The sequence below is a fragment of the Kineosporia corallincola genome (assembly GCF_018499875.1).
Lineage (GTDB): Bacteria > Actinomycetota > Actinomycetes > Actinomycetales > Kineosporiaceae > Kineosporia > Kineosporia corallincola.
Genome location: NZ_JAHBAY010000009.1, coordinates 23,484 through 40,901, shown reverse-complemented (window position 1 = coordinate 40,901; position 17,418 = coordinate 23,484). Strand labels below are relative to the sequence as shown.

The window sequence follows — 17,418 nt, the reverse complement described above, 5'->3', positions numbered from 1 at the left end:
GGGCGTTCGGCGGTCAGTTCATGGACGACGGGAGCCCCGGTCCGGGCTCCTCGTCGTCCATGATTCGCCGGTGCCGATCCAGGGGCCGACGCCGCCGGCGAAGCTCCCATCGACAGCCAGCCCTTTTCCGCGCACTGCCGGGACCCGCGGTCCCGGCCGTGGCGTCAGGCGTACGTCAGCTCGCGTTCTCCCCGTAGTAGGCGGCCCGCATCAGCCGCTGCATGTCGTCGAGCATCGGCATCCGCGGGTTGGCCGGTGCGCACTGGTCCTCGTAGGCGTTGAGGGCCTGCTGCGGGAGCGAGGCCAGGAATGCCTGCTCGTCCACACCGATCTCGGCGAACGACGACTCGATGCCCACCCGGTCGCGCAGTTGCTCGACCGCCGTGGCCAGGGCCTCCACCGCCTCCTGCGGGGTGCTCGCCGGCAGACCCAGCATTCCGGCGATGTCGGCGAAACGTTCCGGCGCCCGGTAGCTCTCGTACTTCGGCCAGCCGGACAGCTTCGACGGCGCGGTGCCGTTGTAGCGGATCACGTGCGGCAGCAGCACCGCGTTGGTGCGGCCGTGGGCCACGTGGAAGGTGGCACCCAGGGTGTGCGACATGGCGTGCACGATGCCCAGGAACGCGCTGCCGAAGGCCATGCCCGCCACGGTGCCCGCGTTGTGCATGCGCTCGCGGGCCTCGGCGTCGCCCTGCTGCACCGATTTCTCGAGGTTGGCGAAGATCAGCCGGATCGCGTGCAGGGCCAGGCCGTCGGTGAAGTCGTTCGCGTACACCGACACGTACGCCTCGATCGCGTGCGTCAGGGCGTCGAAACCGCTGTCGGCGGCGATCTTCTGCGGCATGCTGGCGGTCAGCGCCGGGTCGACGATCGCGACGGTCGGGGTCAGGGCGTAGTCGGCCAGCGGGTACTTCTTGCCGGTGCGCTGGTCGGTGATGACGGCGAACGGCGTCACCTCGGCGCCGGTGCCCGAGGTGGTGGGAACGCAGACCAGACGGGCCTTCTCACCCAGCGCGGGAAAGGCGAAAGCCCGCTTGCGGATGTCGAAGAACTTCTCCCGCATGTCGTCGAAGTCGATCTCGGGGTGCTCGTACTTCAGCCACATCACCTTGGACGCGTCCATCGCCGAGCCGCCGCCGAGGGCGATGATCGTGTCCGGCCGGAACGAGCGCATCAGCTCGGCCCCCCGGTCGACGGTGGTCATCTGCGGCTCGGGCTCGACGTCGTCGATGATCTGGAGCACGACCCGGTTGGGACGGCGCTGGAGCACCCGGTCGATCCGCTCGACGAAGCCCAGCCGGGTCATCGTGGCGTCGGTGACGATCGTGACCCGCTCGACGTCGGGCATGTCCGAGAGGTAGCGGATGGCGTGCGGCTCGAAGTAGATCCTCGACGGCACCTTGAACCACTGCATGTTGTTGGTGCGCCTGCCGATCCGCTTGATGTTGATCAGGTTGACGGCCGACACGTTGTTGGACACCGAGTTACGGCCGTAGCTGCCGCAGCCCAGGGTCAGCGACGGCACGAACGAGTTGTACATGTCACCGATGCCGCCCTGCGAGGACGGCGAGTTCCAGATGACCCGAACGGCTTTCACCCGCTTGCCGAACTCCACCACCAGGTCCTCGTCCTGGGTGTGGATGACGGCGCTGTGGCCCAGGCCGTGGAACTCGACCATCCGGGTGGACGCCTGGAGCCCCTCCTCCCGCGAGCGCACCCGCAGCACGGCCAGCACCGGGCACAGCTTCTCCCGAGTCAGCGGCTCTTCCGGGCCCACCTCGTTCACCTCGGTGAGGATGATCGAGGTCTGCTCGGGCACGCTGAACCCGGCCTGCTCGGCGATCCAGTGCGGCGACCGGCCCACCACGTCCGGGTTGAGCTTCGCTCCGCTGCAAGACTTTCCGTAGGCGGTGGCGCCGAAGACGAACTGCTCCAGCTTGCGCTTCTCGTCCTGGGTGGCGACGTGGGCGTGCAGGTGGCGGAACTCCTCCAGCGCGGCGTCGTAGATCTCGTCGTCGACGATGGCGGCCTGCTCGGAGGCGCAGATCATGCCGTTGTCGAACGACTTCGACAGCACGATGTCGTTGACGGCCCGCTTGAGCCTGGCGCTCTTCTCGATCCAGGCCGGCACGTTGCCGGCGCCGACGCCGAGGGCGGGCTTGCCGGCCGAGTAGGCCGCCCGCACCATGGCATTGCCGCCGGTCGCCAGGATGGTGGCGATGCCCGGGTGGTGCATGAGGGCGTGGGTGGCCTCCAGCGAGGGCTGCTCGATCCACTGGATGCAGTGCTCCGGCGCGCCGGCGGCGACGGCCGCGTCGCGCACGATCCGCGCCGCCTCCACGCTGCACCGCTGGGCGGAGGGGTGGAAGGCGAAGACGATCGGGTTGCGGGTCTTCAGCGCCAGCAGCGACTTGAAGATGGCCGTGGAGGTCGGGTTGGTGACCGGGGTGATGCCGGCGACAACACCCACGGGGTCGGCGATCTCGGTGATCCCGTTGATGTCGTCCTGGCTGATCACGCCGACGGTGCGCAGTTTCGCCATGCTGTGGGTGACGTGCTCGCAGGCGAAGATGTTCTTGACGGCCTTGTCCTCGAACACACCGCGGCCGGTCTCCTCCACCGCGAGCTGCGCGAGGGCGGCGTGCCGGTCCAGGGCGGCCACCGAGGCCTTCTTGACGATGTGGTCGATCGTCTCCTGGTCGAAGGCGCCGTAGTCGGCGAGGGCCTTGAGCCCCGCCTCGACCAGCGTGTCGACCGCCACCGCGACGTCGGAAGGCGTTTCCGGCTGCGGTTCTCCGGTCGGGACTGCGGCGGGCTTCTGCTCCGCGGTCATGTCTCTCCTCAGATACTTGTCGGGATACGGCTGCGGGACGCCCGGCGCGCCATCACCGGCGGTCCGGTCCGGACCTCCCGGCAGGCCTCGCTCCGGCGGGTGTGCCCGGGAACCCGGGGACGACGACCGGTCCCCCGCGTCGCGGGCGGCCCGATCCCGCTTCCTGCGTGACACGCTCGCCGCCTCCTCCGTCGTCGGTCGTTTCACCTCAAGGGTGGCGGCGCGGGGCGGGCGGACACAGGAGTCCGTGGACCCCAGCGAAACCGACCGCAAGTCCCGTCAATCTGACGAGATGGGGGCACGGCCACGCCGGAAGTCCCGCTATCCGCCAGATGTCGGACAACCGTCCGAAAGGGGCCTGCCCCGAGCATCTCCCGCCGTGCGTACCGGCATAAACTGCGCACATGACCACACCGGACTGGGCCCCGCCCGGGGTCGATCTCGATGTCCCCTCGCCCGCGCGGGTGTACGACTACCTGCTCGGCGGCGCCCACAACTTCGCCGCCGACCGGGCGTTCGCCGAGCGGGTGGCGGCGGTGATCCCCACCATCGCGGGCGCGGCGCAGACCAACCGGGCCTTCGTGCAGCGGGCCGTCACCTTCATGGCCGGGCAGGGCATCGACCAGTTCCTCGACCTCGGGTCGGGCATCCCCACCGTCGGCCACGTGCACGAGATCGCCCGGGCACTGAGCCCCGGGTCACGGGTGCTGTACGTCGACCACGACCCGGTCGCGGTGGCCCACAGCGAGCTGATCCTGCGCGACGTGCCCGGCACCGCCGTGCTACGCGCCGATCTGCGCCACCCGCAGAACGTGCTGGACTCGCCCGAGCTGGCCGGGCTGCTCGACCTGACCCGGCCGGTCGGCATCCTGCTGGCCTCGGTGCTGCCGTTCGTGCCGGACCACGACCGGCCGCACGAGGCGGTGGCCCGGCTGCGCGACGCGGCCGCCGCCGGCAGTTTTCTGGCGATCACCCACGTGGTGCCCGAGGGCGACGCGGACGGCACCCACCAGGCCGCGAGCCTCTACCGCGGCGCCTCCGACTCGATGGCGGTGCGCGACCGCGAGCAGGTGGCCGCCTTCTTCGGCGACTGGACGCTGGCCGAACCCGGCCTGGTCCGGACGCCGCGCTGGCGGCCCAGCCACCCGGACGACGTCCAGGAGGCGGCGGGTGCCGTGGCGGTGGCCGGGGTGGGCCGCAAGGCCACCTGAAAACCGACCCTTTCCATCTGCTTTCGGGCGAGGCCGCACGACCTCCTCGCCGCCCCGGAACGCGCGCCGAAGTGGCCCGGCGGCAGGCGCTTCCGGGCCACTTCGCCGTCCATGACCTATTCGGCCGACGACGAGGAGACCCGCCCGGCCTCCCGGGTGCTGCGCAGGCTCCAGACGATCGACACCGTGATCGTCACGACGATCACCCCGAGGGTGAGCGGGATCGGCAGCTTGCCCACCGGGGTCTCCGACAGGATCAGCTTGACCCCGGCGAACGCCAGCAGCACCGCCAGGCCGTAGTGCAGGTGCACGAAGCGGCGCAGCAGGCCGGCCAGGCAGAAGTAGAGGCTGCGCAGGCCCAGCACGGCGAAGGCGTTGGCGCTCCAGACGATGAAGGTGCTGGTGGTGATCGCCAGGATCGCGGCCACCGAGTCGATCGCGAAGATCAGGTCGGTCGCCTCGATCGCCACCAGCACCACGAACAGCAGGGTGGCGACACGCTTTCCGTTGATCCGGGTGAAGAACCGGTCGCCGTGGTAGGCCGGGTCGGTGGGCACGACACGGCGGGTCAGGCGCACCACCGGGTTACGGTCCGGCGGGCTCTGCCCGCTGTGCCCGAAGGCCATCCGGTAGCCGGTGTACACGAGGAACGCGCCGAACACGTAGGCGGTCCAGAAGAACGTCTCCAGCAGCCCGGCCCCGACGAAGATGAAGGCCAGGCGCAGCAGCAGCGCACTGATCACGCCCCAGAACAGCACCTTGTGCTGATAGGCGTCGGGAACCGCGAAATGTGTGAAGATCAGCGCGAAGACGAACACGTTGTCGATCGAGAGCGCCTTCTCGATCAGGTAGCCGGCGTAGTAGGTGCCGGCCACGTCGCCGCCCTGCCAGGCCCACAGCACCAGGCCGAACAGCAGGCCGGCGGCGATCCAGACGCCCGACCAGATCGCGGCCTCACGGAAGCCGACCACGTGGTTGTCGCGGTGCAGGAACAGGTCGACGGCCAGCATCGCGGCCACCACCAGCATGAGGGCGGCCCAGACCCACCAGGAGACGTGCAACGGAACGACCTTTCGTCCAGCCGGGCCCGCGTCGGCGGGCCGGCGCTGCTGGACGAAGGTCTCCCCGGGCCGTCGTGACGACGGCTGCACCACCGGGGCCCGGTCGGCCGGGCCCGTAGTGACGGCGGTGCGTGTGGCGTCGGGTACTCCCCTTCGAACTACTGGCAACTATCACCGAGGAGACGTCGCACGTCAACCGGGGAATCACGAACCCGCAGCGGCACCGCCGGTCTCGGGTCGGTCGTGCCGCAGGTAGGCCACCCAGTACAGGCCCCCGACGATCAGCCCGCCGCCGATGATGTTGCCGATCGTCACCGGCAGCAGGTTCTGCGCGAACGCCGTCCAGCCGACGTGGCCGAAGGCGTCGGGTGTGGTGCCGGTGGACGCCCAGAACGAGGACGGCGCCGAGCTCCTGATCATCGCGGCCAGCGGCAGGTAGTACATGTTGGCCACGCTGTGCTCGAAACCGCCCGCCACGAAGGCGGCGACCGGCATCACGACCGCCGCGATCCGGTCGGTGGTGGTGCGCGCCGAGTAGCTGAGCCACACCGCCAGGCAGACCAGCACGTTGCACAGCACCCCCAGCACCAGGGCCTGACCGAAACCGAGTTCGCCCTTGCCCTCGGCGATGTTCAGCGCGTTCAGCCCGACACCGCCCGCCGCGGAACGGTACTCGTGCGAGTACACCACCAGGGCGGCGGTACCGGCCGCACCGGCGAAGTTGCCGGCGTAGACCAGCACCCAGTTGCGCAGCACGGCCACGCCGGTGATCCGCCCCGACGCCCAGGCCATGACCAGCAGCACGTTGCTGGTGAACAGCTGCGCACCGCCCACCACCACGAGGATCAGGCCGACCGAGAAGGCCAGTCCCATGAGCCCTTTGGAGATGCCGTAGGGCAGCGCGGCGGAGCCGGGGACGGTGGCGCTGACCACCGTGGCGAACATCGCGCCGAACCCGATGAAAGCACCCGCCAGCACCGACAGCACGAAGGTGGTGAGGGCGTCCTCACCGGACTTGCCCACCGCCGTGCTGACCGCCCGGAGCGCCATCTGCCGTGGCCCGAGGGCCTCCGGCGGTGAAATCATGGACGCCTGCGCGGGCGTTCGTGGGGGCACGCCGGGTGCGGCCGGTTCGGCGGGGAGCGTGGGCAGGCTCGTCATCGGAACATCTCCGGGGGATCGCGGACGCGGCACACGTCGTCGGTCCGCGCTGAACTGCTGTACGGGGCAGGAGAACCGGAAGGTCCCCCTGCCGGGTCAATCTACGCCCGGATTCCGCCCCGGACCGGAAAGCCGTTCAGATCCGGGACTTCTGGCCCGCGAGTGGATGCCCTAAGCCTCGCGGCGCCCGCTGGTACCGGGCCCGGTACCAGCGCTGGGCCAGCAGCACCAACGGGAACGCCGCGCGCCGGCGGCCCCGGGGTGCCCGGGTGAGCGAGCGCGGCACCAGGTTCACCGACCCGTCGTCGCGGCGGAGGTCGTGGCCGTGGTCCCGTGCAGGGCGTCGGTGACCTCGCCGGGCACCGGCTCACCGAGCATCTCGCAGACCGTCACCTCCTGGGCGGCCACCGCGACCTCGACGAAACGCTCGGCGCCGTCGCTGGTCTCCAGGTCGCCGGGCTCGGCGGTGGTGTCGCTGACCGCGGTGCGGCGGCCGTCCCCGGTGGCCACGGCCGTGCTGTGGTGGCCGTTGGTGTCGCCGCCGTGGCCCCAGACCGTGCCGCAGGCGGAGTCCAGCCGGAAGATGCCGAGGCCGTAACCGCCCTGGTAGAGGAAGTCCCCGGGCAGGTCCACGGTGGTCTTCATCTGCCGCAGCTGCTCGGCCGAGAACAGCTCGCCGCCGAGCAGGCCGGAGAAGAACCGGGACAGGTCGCGCTGGTCGGAGACGATCGCCCCGGCCGCGCCGCCCCAGCCGCCGATCGGCCAGGTGGCCGTGTCGGTGTACGCGGGTTCGGTGCCGGCGAAGCTGACGGAGTAGCCGTGCGCGTAGCCCGGGCCGGTGTTCGTGGCGGCGGGGTCGGCGAAGTAGGTGTTCCGCAGCCCGAGCGGGGCGGCGATGCGCTCGCGCACCAGGTCGGGAAGGCGCTCGCCGGTGAGCTTCTCCAGCAGCATCCCGATCAGCGTGTAGTTCGTGTTCGAGTACGACCAGCCCTGGCCGGGGGCGAACTCCGGGTCGTGGGCGAACGCGACGTCGAGCAGCTCCCGCGGCGTCCACACCCGTTCCGGGTCGGTGGTCAGGCCCTTCGCGAAGTCCTCGTCGGCGGTGTAGCTGAACAGACCGCTGGTGTGGTTGAGCAGCATCCGCACGGTGATCGCGTCGCCGCCGGGCACGGTCCCGGGCAGGTATCCGGACACCGGTGCGTCCAGATCGACCTTCCCGTCGTCCACCAGCTGGAGGGTCAGGGCGGACATGAAGGTCTTGGTGTTGCTGCCGATCTCGAACTGGTCGTGGCCGGTGAGCTTTCGCCCGGTGGCGCGGTCGGCGACACCGGCGGTGGTGAGGGAGACCCGGTGGCCGTCGTCGATGCGGGCCGTGTAGCCGGGGGCACCGGCGCCGAGCACCTGCCGGGCGACGTCACGCATGACACGGTCGCCCTTCGGGGCCACGCCGGATGCCGGGCCCGAACCGGACGCCTGGCCGGAGCCGAAGGCCGTTGCGGCACCGGTCACGACGGCGCCGGAGACGGCCAGCACGACGGCCGCGGTCAGTGCGAGGGACGTGGACGGGGTGGTGGTTTTCGTCGTCATGCTTCGAGCCTGCCGCCGGGCCGGCCCCGGGTCACTGCCCCCTGCTGCCCACCGCACCGGGTGGCTCTCCCCCGGGCCGTGGTGGTGCAGGCACTACCCCGGCGGCACGGGTCAGGCGCCCACGGTCTCCAGGTTCGGGCGCACCACCGCGTTGCGCCGCTTCCACACGAAGAACCCGGTGAGGGTGAACACCCCGTAGAAGGCGTACATCAGGCCGGAGGCGTAGTAGCCGGCCGAGAACAGCAGCGGCACCCCGACCACGTCGACGGCGACCCAGATCAGCCAGAACTCCACCCAGCCCTTGGCCATGCCGTAGGTGGCGAGCACCGAGCCGGTGAAGATCCAGGCGTCGCTCCAGACCGGCTCGTACGAGCCGAGGGCCCGGAACAGCGGGGTGAGCAGCAGGGTGCCGCCGATCAGGCCGGCCACCAGCAGGGCCCGGGTGCGCCACGACGCCCACTGCGGCTCGATCACCGCGCCCTCCTGGTCGGGACGGCGTGTCCACCGCCACCAGCCGTAGACCGACACGACGATGAACATCACCTGGCGCCCGGCCTGGCCGAGCAGGTTGACGGGATTCGGCGTGCCGAACGCCACCCCGAGGAAGACCGTGAGCAGAAGGGCGTTGCCGACGATCCCGACGGGCCAGGCCCAGGCCTTGCGGCGCATCCCGCCGAGCGCGCTGAGCAAACCGAACAGGTTGCCGAGCACCTCCCGCCAGAGGATGGTCTGGCCGCCGATGACCAGCTGCGCGTCGAAAAGCCAGTGGATCAGGCTCATTTGTCACCCTTTGCACACGTCCCGCGAGGTGGGCGTTCCACGACGCGCACGACGATCTAACCTGGCCGCCGCCCGGCTCATTCCGTCGCCGGCCCGGCCGCTAGCGGATCACGAACTGGTCCAGGTCGGGGGCCGGGCCGGCCGGGTTGGCGAAGACCAGGGTGTTGGTGCCCTTCGTCAGCTCGATGCCCACGGTGACGGTGGCCGGCGTCACCCAGTCCCCGGCGCCGGGCAGGGAGGTCAGGGTGCGGCTGTCGCCGTTCACGGTGACCGTCAGGTCACGCAGGTTGTCGCTCTCGTAGACGATCGTCAGCTGCCGGGCGCCGGCCACCGGCACGCCGGACAGGGTGAGCGTGACGGCGCGCGTTCCCTCCAGATAGGCCACCCGGCTGCCGGAGCGGCACCCGGAGCACTCGACCACGGCGGCTCCGCCGCTGACGCTCGCGTCGGCCGCCGCGACCGTCACCGGGCTGAAGGTGGGGGCGGGCTGCGTGGTGGTGGTCTCCGTCGTCCTCCTCGCTCTCGGCGTCGCGGTCGACACCAAGGACGACGAGGCCGGGACCGACGTCGCCGTGGGCCTGGCCCTGACCGAGGCCGAGACCGTGGTCGTGGGGGTGGTCGTGATCTTGGGAGTGGTCGGGGTCGGGGTCGTGGACGGGCCGGGCGGATAGGTCTCGTCCGCGGCGGCGGCCGGGATGGTGATCCGTGGGGGTGGGCCGCCGGCCTCAGCGGCGTTCCCGGCGGACGAGCCGCCGGGTGACAGCAGCAGCACGGTGACCAGGGCGGCGAGCGCGCAGGCCGCGCCGAGCCCGGCCACCCGCCAGCGCGGCGGGCCACCACGCCACAGCAGGGACGGCGCGGAGGCGTCGAAGGTGGTGCGGGTGCGGGTCATCGGGTCAGCCGGATCCGGATCGTGGTGCCACCGTACTGCTCGGAGGAGACGGTCAGGGTGGCGCCCATCGCGCGGGCCCGCCCGACCATCCGCTCCAGACCGGGATAACGCCCGGCCAGCAGGATCTTTCCGTCGGGAACGGTGAAGCCGCCGCCGTTGTCGTTGATCGACAGGTCGATGTCGTGGTCCTTGCCGCGCAGCACCAGCCGGGCCCGGGTGGCGCGGGCGTGGTGGGCGATGTTGTCCAGGCTCTCCGTCACCAGCACGGCCAGACCGTGACGCACGACCCCGGAGGGCCAGAGGGGCTCCATCCGGGTGGTGATCGCGATCCGGTGGGTGCTGGACCACTCCCGGCACAGCTGTTCCAGCGGCACCGCGAGATCGACGAGCGGGTCGTCGAACCGCACGCCCCGCACCGGTTTCCGGGCCTCGTCGAGCTGCCCGGCGGCGTCGTGCGCCAGGGCCTGGGCGCACTCCCCGGCCAGCCGGCTGCCGGGCGAGACGCCGCGCAGGGCCCGGCCCAGGCCGGTGACCAGGCCGGCCGTGCGCACGCCCGGCTCGCCGGCCTCGTCCAGCACCTGGTTCAGGCGTGAGCGCACCGAGCGGGCCACGGCCACGGCGAGCAGCCCGGCGGCGGGCACCAGCACCAGGCCCACGAGGAGCACGGGAACGGCCGCGGCCGGGGCAGGGGTGTCGAGCGTGTGGTGCGGCACCAGCCAGAGGATCAGGCCGAGCTGGGCGGCCTGACCGGCCCAGACCGGGGCGGCCGCGGTGCCGAGCAGGGCGGCGGCCAGGGCCGCGGTGCCGATCTGGAACACCACCAGGCCGAGGTCGGTCAGGCCGAGCACGGGGCACAGCACGGCCAGGCACAGGTCGGTGGCCAGGGCGGCGAGTCGCGATGTCTCCCGGGCGAAGTCGCGCACCCGGCCGAGCTCGACCAGGGTGACGGCCAGCAGCAGGCCGAACGGGACGGCGAGGTGCAGCGGGTCCGCGCCGGTCGCCAGGGCCACCCCGGCCGCGGCACCGAGGCCGGCCGCGCGCAGGAACAGGACGGAACGGGCCAGGCAGAGCGCTGTCGCCAGGTGCACGCCGGCCTGCCCGGAGGGAAGGAGGTGAGGGGCGGCACTGCCCCGCGGGCGAATCGGGTCGGACGTCGTCGTCATCGGCCCGGTGGGACCGGTGCGCTGGGCCAAGGGGGCTCCACAGGATCACAGGACCGGCAGGTCATGAAGCACCGTCAGGCGCGGTGAGGGAGCACTCATCATCGGGCGCACCCGTCACGGTCCCCGGAAAGTGACCGCTCAGGGCATGTTTTTACCCGAAAGTCTGCCCTCCGGAACGTCTGGGCCTTCCCCTGCATGCAGTATTCCGCCTACCGTCTGCGGAAATGCCGGCCCGGTGCGGATCCGCCCGGGCCGCCGCACCGTGGTCGCCCCGCCCTCGACGCCTACTTCGGCGTCTTCTCCTGAAGCACCTGCTCCCTGGCCAGTTTCGCGTAGAGATCCTCGAACACGAGACGCGTGTCCACCCGGGTGTACACCCGCAGAGGACGCCCGTGCGGGTCGGGTTCGTAGGTGCCGCGCGGGGTCAGCCGCGGCATCGGGACGGTGACGTGGGCGCTGGAGGAGGTGTCCGGCTCGAACGAGGAGCGCAGCGCGGTCAGCAGCACCAGCGGGCTGTCGCCCAGCACGTAGGTCTCGCCGAGATCGCCACCCCAGTCCCGCGCCAGGCCGGCCACCCGGTCGAGCGCGCGCATCAGGTGGGCGCCGAGCCGGCCCGCCGGGCGCACCCGCAGGTCCAGCTCGGCCTGCGACACCAGGCACTGCCGGTACACGTCGCGCGGCACCTGCCACAGCGGCACCCGGGAGTGGTTGAACACCGAGATGCCCGCCGCCAGGTCGATGTTCAGGTTGTACTCGATCTCGGCCGCGCCCGGCGGTGGCACCGCGAGACCCTCGTGCTCCGGACCGCCGATCCAGACCGCGGTCAGCCGGTCCGCGATCGCGGGCTCGATCAGCAGCGCGCTGGCCAGCTCGGTCAGGCCGCCGCCGAGCGCCACCACCAGTGGCAGATCGGTGTCGTCGCGCAGCGCCTCGGCCACGATCGCCTCGGCCCCCGGGGAGCGAACCGGCTCCAGCGGTGAGGTGAGCGCGGTGTCGGAGCCCCGCAGCACCGGGATCCGGCCGGCCCCACCGATCAGCTCCAGCAGCTCGGTGGCCACCCGCACGGCGTTCCCGGCCTGCTCCGCCGAGGGGTCGAAGCCGTCGCCCGGCGCCAGGTGCGAGCCGATCACGAAGGGGATCTCGACCGACGGCGACAGCACGTGGTGGGCCAGCTGGAACAGGTCGTCCGGGTCGCCGGAGAAGTCGTTGTCGACGATCACTCGCAACCGGGGTCCGGGCATGTCGTTCTCCGTCCGTGGGTGATGGTTCCCCGACGGGGAGAATCTACGGCGTGCCCGTCTCCAGCTCGGCGTGCACCACCCAGCGCTGCCGGGCCGAGAACTCCGGGTGGCAGGTGGTCAGGGTCAGCCGGGCCCGGTCCGGCACCTCCCCCGGCCGCCCGGGCACCGGGTCCAGCACGTCCGCCCGCTCCGGCCGCACCACCTCGTGCCCGGTGACCCGGTACACGTACCGGGCCTGCCGGGTCTGCACCACCACCTGGTCGCCCGCCCGCAGCCGCTCGATCCGGCGGAACGGATGGGCCCAGGTGGTGCGGTGACCGGCCACCGCGAAGTTGCCGACCGCGCCGGGCAGCGCGGTGTCGGTGTAGTGCCCCACCCCGGACCGCAGCGGCGCCGTGCCGGTTCCCTCGAGAACCGGCATCTGCCAGTCCTTCCCGAACCTCGGCACGGTCATGATGGCGAACGCGTCCCCGGGGACCGGCGTGACGCCGGTGGTGACGCCGGTGGTGACGCCCGTGGTGACGCCGGCCGCGTCCTCACCGGTACCGGCCGGCCCGGGGGTCCGCGCCCCGGTGACCGGGGTGTCCCGCCACTCCTGGCGCAGCGCCTCCACCGTCTGCCCGGCCCGCTGCTCGCCGACGTGCCGGCTCCACAGCAGCCAGCCCCCGGCCCCCAGCAGCAGGACCACCCCGGCGACCACGGCCAGCGTGGCGAGGGACGCCGGCCCGGGACGCACCGGCACGATCCGCAGCCGGGCCCGGGGTGGGGCCGGCGCCTTGTGCCGGGCCACCCGGTGCCGCACCGGGTACTCGGTCACGGCCGCCACCCGCTCGGTCCCGGCCCCGGCAGCCCCGGCAGCCCCAGCAGCCCCGGCCACCTCGGCACCAGCCACCCCAGCCCCGGCCACCTCGGCACCAGCCGCCCCCGCAGCGGCCACACCCGCACGGCCCGGCTCATGCCTTGTGCCGGCCGTGCGTCCGCACCCTCACCCGCTCGCGGGGCCGGGCCACCAGCCGGTGGGTCATCAGCCCGGCGAGGATCAGCGTGATCCCGGTGACCGCGACCGGCCCCAGCATGCGCGTACCGGTGAACGCCAGGCCGCCGCCGCTGACCGGGGTGCCGGCCACCGTCAGCACCACCTCGCCGTCCGAGCAGGCACCGGCCTTGTTGCAGACCTGGTAGCCGATGGTCACCTCGGTCCCGGCCTTCAGCCCGGACGGCGCCTGGTAGCGGATCTGGTTGCCCTTGACCGTGGCGGTCCCGGTGCCCGGGTACCGGATGATCGTCACGCTGCCCAGCGGGTACCCGGCCGGATCGCTGTCGTTGCCGAGCACGTCGATGAGCGTGGACCCGCCCGGCCGCACGTCACCGGTGTCCGGCTTCAGCACCGGCGGCTGCGCGGTCACCGCGATCTTCGCGGTGGCCTGGGAGCACAGCCCGCCGGAGTCGCAGACCTCGTAGCGCACCGTGTCGGTGCCCACGTACCCGTCGTCCGGCGTGTACACGATCTTGCCCTTCACCACCTTCGCGGTGCCGTGCTCCGGGGCCCGGGTGATCCGCTTGAGCGTCAGCGTGCCGCCGTCGGCGTCGGTGTCGTTCGCCAGCACGTCGATCTTCACCGTCGACCCGGTCACGACCGTCGCGGTGTCACCCGTCGCGGACGGCTCGTGCTGCCGGCCGGCCACCGTCACGGTGATCTGCGCGGTGTCGCAGCCGGAACGGTCGTCACAGGCCACGTAGCTGAAGGTGTCCTCACCGGTGAAGTCGGTGTCGGTGAGCAGATACCGGATCTTGCCGTCCACGATCGTCGCGGTGCCGTGGGCCGGCTTGCCCACACTCTTCAGCGTCAGCGGGTCGTCGTCGGCGTCACTCACCCCGGCCAGCGCGTCGATCGTCATCCTCAGCACCGACGAGCCCAGCGTGGCCGCGTCGTCGGTGGCCACCGGCGGCGTGTTCAGCGCGACCGACGCCGTCGCGGTGTTGTTCGTGCTGTCCGGGTCGGGCGATCCGCCCTTCACCGCGGCACTGGCCGTGGCCGGGTCGGCGGCATCCGCGGGAACCGTTGCGGTGAAGGTGATCTCGGTGGTCTCCCCGCTGTCCAGCCCGGTCAGCGGGCAGGTCGCCACCACACCGCTGACGGTGCACGCGGCCAGCGAGGTGGCCACCCCCGTCACCCCGGCCGGCAGGGTCTGCGTCAGCACCGGCGCCAGGGCGCGTTCCGGCCCGGCGTTGCGCACCGTCGCCGTCCAGGTGGCCACCCGGGAACCGTCCCGTTGCAGCACCTTCGGGCCCGCGGTCTGGGTCACGCCGAGGTCGGCGACCTCGTGGTCGGCCACAGCCACCGTCACCGACGCGCTGTCACAGGCACCGCGCCCGTCGCACACCGTGTAGCTGAACGTCTCGTCCCCGACGAAGGTGCTGTCGGTCAGCGTGTAACGGATCCTGCCGCCGACGATCGAGGCGCTGCCGTGCGCGGGCGAGGTCACCGAGCTGATCGTCAGCGTGTCGCCGTCCGGGTCGGTGTCGTTCTTCGTGGCGTCCAGGTCCGCCGTGAGGACGTCCGCGGGCAGGCTTCCGGTGTCGGAAGTGGCCACCGGGGAACGGTTCACACCGATCGGCGTGGTGACGGCGTTGTTGGACGCGTCCGGGTCGGCGATCGCGCCGGACACCGTCGCGGTCGCGCTGGAGGGGTCGGTCGCGGTCGAGGGCAGCGTCGCGGCGAACTTCACCGTGGCCGACGCCCCGCTCGCCAGCGCACCCAGCGCACAGGTGAGCGTGGTGCCCGACGTGGTGCAGGTGGCCCCGGTGGCGGTCACCCCGGTGACGCCGGTGGGCAGCTTCTGCACCAGCACCGGGCTGGGCTCGCTCTGCGGCCCCTGGTTGACGACGGTCGCGTTCCAGGTGACCGCGAGGCTGCCGCCGCGCTGCACCACGGTCGGCGCGGCCACCTGGGTCACCTTCAGATCCGCTCTCCGGTGGTCGTTCACGGCCACCGACACGGTCGCGGTGTCGCACCCCCCACGGCCGTCGCAGGTGGTGTAGGTGAAGGTGTCGGTACCGATGAAGTCCACGTCGTCGAGCGTGTAGTTCACCTTGCCGCCGACGATCGTCGCCGTGCCGTGGGCCGGGGCGGTCACCGACGAGAGCGTCAGCGTGTCCGCCGCGTCCGGGTCGTCGTCGTTGGCCAGCACGTCGATGTCCGTCGACAGGGACGGGGAGTTCAGCGCCGCCAGGTCGCCGGTCGCGTCCGGCGGGGCATTGACGCCCACACCGGTCGAGTTCGTGTTGTTGCCGGTGACCGGGTCGGTGCCGGCGCCGGAGACCACCGCGGACGCCGCCGACGGGTCGCTCGCCGTGGCGGGCAGCGTGGCGGTGAAAGTGACGGTGGTGGAGGCGTCGTCGGCCAGGGAGGACAGCGGGCAGGTGTAGGTGCCGCTCGCCAGGGTGCACGTGGCACCGCTCACGCTGACCCCGGTGACCCCGGTCGGCAGCGTCTCCTTCAGCACCGGGGCGGTCTCGGTGTCGGGACCGTTGTTCGTCACCTTCACCGCCCACGACACGGTGCGTGAACCGCTCGCCTGCACCACGGCCGGGCTCGTCGTCTGGGTCACGGTCAGGTCGGTGCGTGCCGGGTCCACCGTGGTCGAGGTGGTGTTCGACGAGGTGGAGAACGAGCGGGACTGCGGGTCGGAGTAGGTGGCGCCGGTGACGCCGGTGATCGCGCCGCCGGTGGTGTACTGACCGGTGACCCGCACCACGTAGGTGACCGTGGTGGCGGCGGCCGGCGCCAGGGTGCCGCCCGAACCGCCGCTGCCGCCGGCGCCGGTCCCCAGCCGCACCGCCAGGGTGCCGCTCGACAGCTCGCCGGTGTCGGTGTCGGCCGCGTCACTGACGGCCGCGCCGTCCACCTGTAAAGACCCTGCCACGTAGTCGGTTCCGGCCGGGATCGCGTCGGTGATCCGGGTGCCGGTGGAATCCGCCTGCCCGTTGTTGGTGACCTTGATCGTGTACCTGATCAGGTCACCCGGCCGGGTACGGCTGTCACCCGAGCCGTCCGTCACCGACGCCGAGCGCACCAGGTCCAGCCGCGGCGCGTAGATGTTGGACACGAACGAGGCCACGGCCGGGAAGAAGGTCTCGCCGGAGGTGCTCATCCGCAGCGTCGCCGTGCTCTCCGAGGGGCCGATCAGGGCCGAGGACTGGAACACGTCGGCGTCGAACCCGAAGGTGTTGCCGTCCGGCACCCGGCCGGCCACGTCCACGCCGTTGTCGGAGACGGTGGAGTTGAACGGGTTGTCCGCCGGGTTCACGGCATTGCTCAGCACCGTCGTGGCGCCGCTCGGCGGGATGAACTGGAACTGGTCCCCGGTCAGCCCGGCGTCACCCTCGAAAACCACTGCCCCGAGCCGCACGTCGATCGCCCCGGAGGGCGGCGTGGACAGGCCGGTCAGCCCGATGTCGAGGGACGTGTCGCCGCTCTCGATCGTGCCGAAACCGTCGAACACCACCATGTGCCGCTGCGGCAGGGTGGGGTCCCGGATCACCAGCACCAGGGCCCAGGCGGCGTAGGCGTCCGGGCCGGTGGCCGCGTAGATGTTGGCGGCCGTGTAGTCGCCCGAGGTCTGCACCTTGGCGGTGACGTCGGCGAACGCCAGGTACGGCGTGCCGTTCGACGCGGTGCCGTCGACCGGGAAGTCCGACGCCGGGGCGGCGGTGATCGTCTCGTACGCCCCGCCCGGGACCTTGAACAGCAGCTCGTTCTTCTTCGTCACGCCCGACGGGGCGGTGCGGCCGTTGCCGGCCGTGCTGTAGCCCGACCAGTACAGCCCGGCGAACTTGACCGTGGCCCCGGCCGGCAGCGCGACGTTCGCGGTGGAGCTCGACACCGTGGAGGAGTCGCTGTCGTTGTCGACGTACTCCATCGAGTAGGCGTTGTTGTTCATCGGGGTGCCGGTGAGCGAGTTGCTCCGGGCGGCGAGGCAGTTCGTCGCGGCCGCGGGACAGGTCACCAGACTGTTGCCGCGCAGCAGGATGTCACCGGTGTCGTCGGTCTGGTACCGCAGGCCGAATGCCTTGGTGATCGCCGCGTCGGCCGACCCGGCACTGGCCACCAGCCCGAACAGCCCGGCCAGGCAGACCACGACACCGGCCGCCACCCACTTGGAAAGCCGCCCCATCTCGAAGGCCCCCTCAGCCGAAGCTTTCTGGCGACCGCTCAAGGCTCGGCCGCTCAGGGGATGGCGTCGGACGGGGCACGGGGGCGGTGAACGCCGGGGGCCCGGTTCGGGGCCGCCGCCACACGACCGGTGGTAGCGGGTACCCCGATCGGGTCGCCGCGGACCCGGCCGATCCGTGGCGGTTCGCCGGGTCCGGCCTCGGTGAGGATCACGCCAGGGGGCCGAAAGCGTGTCCTCCGGGCACCGGCGAGCCGGGCCGGGCGATCACCCTGCGTGTCGGACGCCACCGGCCGGCGCCGACCGGGGACGCCC

12 protein-coding genes are annotated in these 17,418 nt (G+C 72.0%); 1 reads left to right on the top strand and 11 read right to left on the bottom strand.

The genetic code is table 11. The features are described from left to right. Window positions 1–175: 175 nt before the first annotated feature. Entirely contained in the window at window positions 176–2,833 is a 2,658-nt protein-coding gene (adhE, locus tag KIH74_RS21170) for a bifunctional acetaldehyde-CoA/alcohol dehydrogenase (RefSeq protein WP_214157790.1), read from the bottom strand. A 404-nt stretch (window positions 2,834–3,237) separates the two neighbouring features. Here adhE and KIH74_RS21165 point away from each other — a divergent pair, with 404 nt between their 5' ends. Then, on the top strand, window positions 3,238–4,044 hold the full coding sequence (locus tag KIH74_RS21165) for an SAM-dependent methyltransferase (protein WP_214157789.1): 807 nt from the start codon (window positions 3,238–3,240) through the stop codon (window positions 4,042–4,044). A 116-nt stretch (window positions 4,045–4,160) separates the two neighbouring features. Here KIH74_RS21165 and KIH74_RS21160 read toward each other — a convergent pair whose 3' ends face one another. From KIH74_RS21160 to KIH74_RS21115, 10 genes are all read right to left on the bottom strand, one after another. Next, a complete protein-coding gene (locus KIH74_RS21160) occupies window positions 4,161–5,105 on the bottom strand; it encodes a TerC family protein (RefSeq protein ID WP_214157787.1) in 945 nt (314 codons plus the stop codon). 204 nt (window positions 5,106–5,309) lie between these two features. After that, complete coding sequence (locus KIH74_RS21155) at window positions 5,310–6,266, bottom strand: formate/nitrite transporter family protein (RefSeq protein WP_214157785.1); 957 nt, start codon at window positions 6,264–6,266, stop codon at window positions 5,310–5,312. 136 nt (window positions 6,267–6,402) lie between these two features. Then, window positions 6,403–6,561, bottom strand: coding sequence for a hypothetical protein (locus KIH74_RS21150; RefSeq protein WP_214157783.1), 159 nt, complete (start codon window positions 6,559–6,561; stop codon window positions 6,403–6,405). Beyond that, entirely contained in the window at window positions 6,558–7,853 is a 1,296-nt protein-coding gene (locus KIH74_RS21145; protein WP_214157782.1) for a serine hydrolase domain-containing protein, read from the bottom strand. Before KIH74_RS21145 ends, KIH74_RS21150 begins: the two co-directional genes overlap by 4 nt. Window positions 7,854–7,964: 111 nt before the next feature. Then, a complete protein-coding gene (gene pnuC / locus KIH74_RS21140) occupies window positions 7,965–8,633 on the bottom strand; it encodes a nicotinamide riboside transporter PnuC (protein ID WP_214157781.1) in 669 nt (222 codons plus the stop codon). 100 nt (window positions 8,634–8,733) lie between these two features. Further along, on the bottom strand, window positions 8,734–9,525 hold the full coding sequence (locus KIH74_RS21135) for a carbohydrate-binding protein (protein WP_214157779.1): 792 nt from the start codon (window positions 9,523–9,525) through the stop codon (window positions 8,734–8,736). Then, window positions 9,522–10,718 (bottom strand): sensor histidine kinase, encoded by a 1,197-nt coding sequence (locus tag KIH74_RS21130; protein WP_214157778.1) that lies wholly within the window; start codon window positions 10,716–10,718, stop codon window positions 9,522–9,524. The genes KIH74_RS21135 and KIH74_RS21130 overlap by 4 nt, the downstream gene beginning before the upstream one ends. Before the next feature lie 254 nt (window positions 10,719–10,972). After that, on the bottom strand, window positions 10,973–11,929 hold the full coding sequence (locus tag KIH74_RS21125) for a nucleoside hydrolase (RefSeq protein ID WP_214157777.1): 957 nt from the start codon (window positions 11,927–11,929) through the stop codon (window positions 10,973–10,975). Window positions 11,930–11,972: 43 nt separating this feature from the next. Then, entirely contained in the window at window positions 11,973–12,821 is an 849-nt protein-coding gene (locus KIH74_RS21120; protein WP_308113943.1) for a class E sortase, read from the bottom strand. Between the two features lie 61 nt (window positions 12,822–12,882). Further along, window positions 12,883–17,106, bottom strand: a complete 4,224-nt coding sequence (locus KIH74_RS21115; protein WP_214157775.1) for an Ig-like domain-containing protein — start codon at window positions 17,104–17,106, stop codon at window positions 12,883–12,885. Window positions 17,107–17,418 lie beyond the last annotated feature (312 nt).

Bases quoted from the DNA above. Each gene is read 5' to 3' on its own strand.
- KIH74_RS21145 (WP_214157782.1), bottom strand. From the start codon at position 7,853: ATGACGACGAAAACCACCACCCCGTCCACGTCCCTCGCACTGACCGCG.
- adhE (WP_214157790.1), bottom strand. From the start codon at position 2,833: ATGACCGCGGAGCAGAAGCCCGCCGCAGTCCCGACCGGAGAACCGCAG.
- pnuC (WP_214157781.1), bottom strand. From the start codon at position 8,633: ATGAGCCTGATCCACTGGCTTTTCGACGCGCAGCTGGTCATCGGCGGC.
- KIH74_RS21135 (WP_214157779.1), bottom strand. From the start codon at position 9,525: ATGACCCGCACCCGCACCACCTTCGACGCCTCCGCGCCGTCCCTGCTG.
- KIH74_RS21115 (WP_214157775.1), bottom strand. From the start codon at position 17,106: ATGGGGCGGCTTTCCAAGTGGGTGGCGGCCGGTGTCGTGGTCTGCCTG.
- KIH74_RS21125 (WP_214157777.1), bottom strand. From the start codon at position 11,929: ATGCCCGGACCCCGGTTGCGAGTGATCGTCGACAACGACTTCTCCGGC.
- KIH74_RS21165 (WP_214157789.1), top strand. From the start codon at position 3,238: ATGACCACACCGGACTGGGCCCCGCCCGGGGTCGATCTCGATGTCCCC.
- KIH74_RS21155 (WP_214157785.1), bottom strand. From the start codon at position 6,266: ATGACGAGCCTGCCCACGCTCCCCGCCGAACCGGCCGCACCCGGCGTG.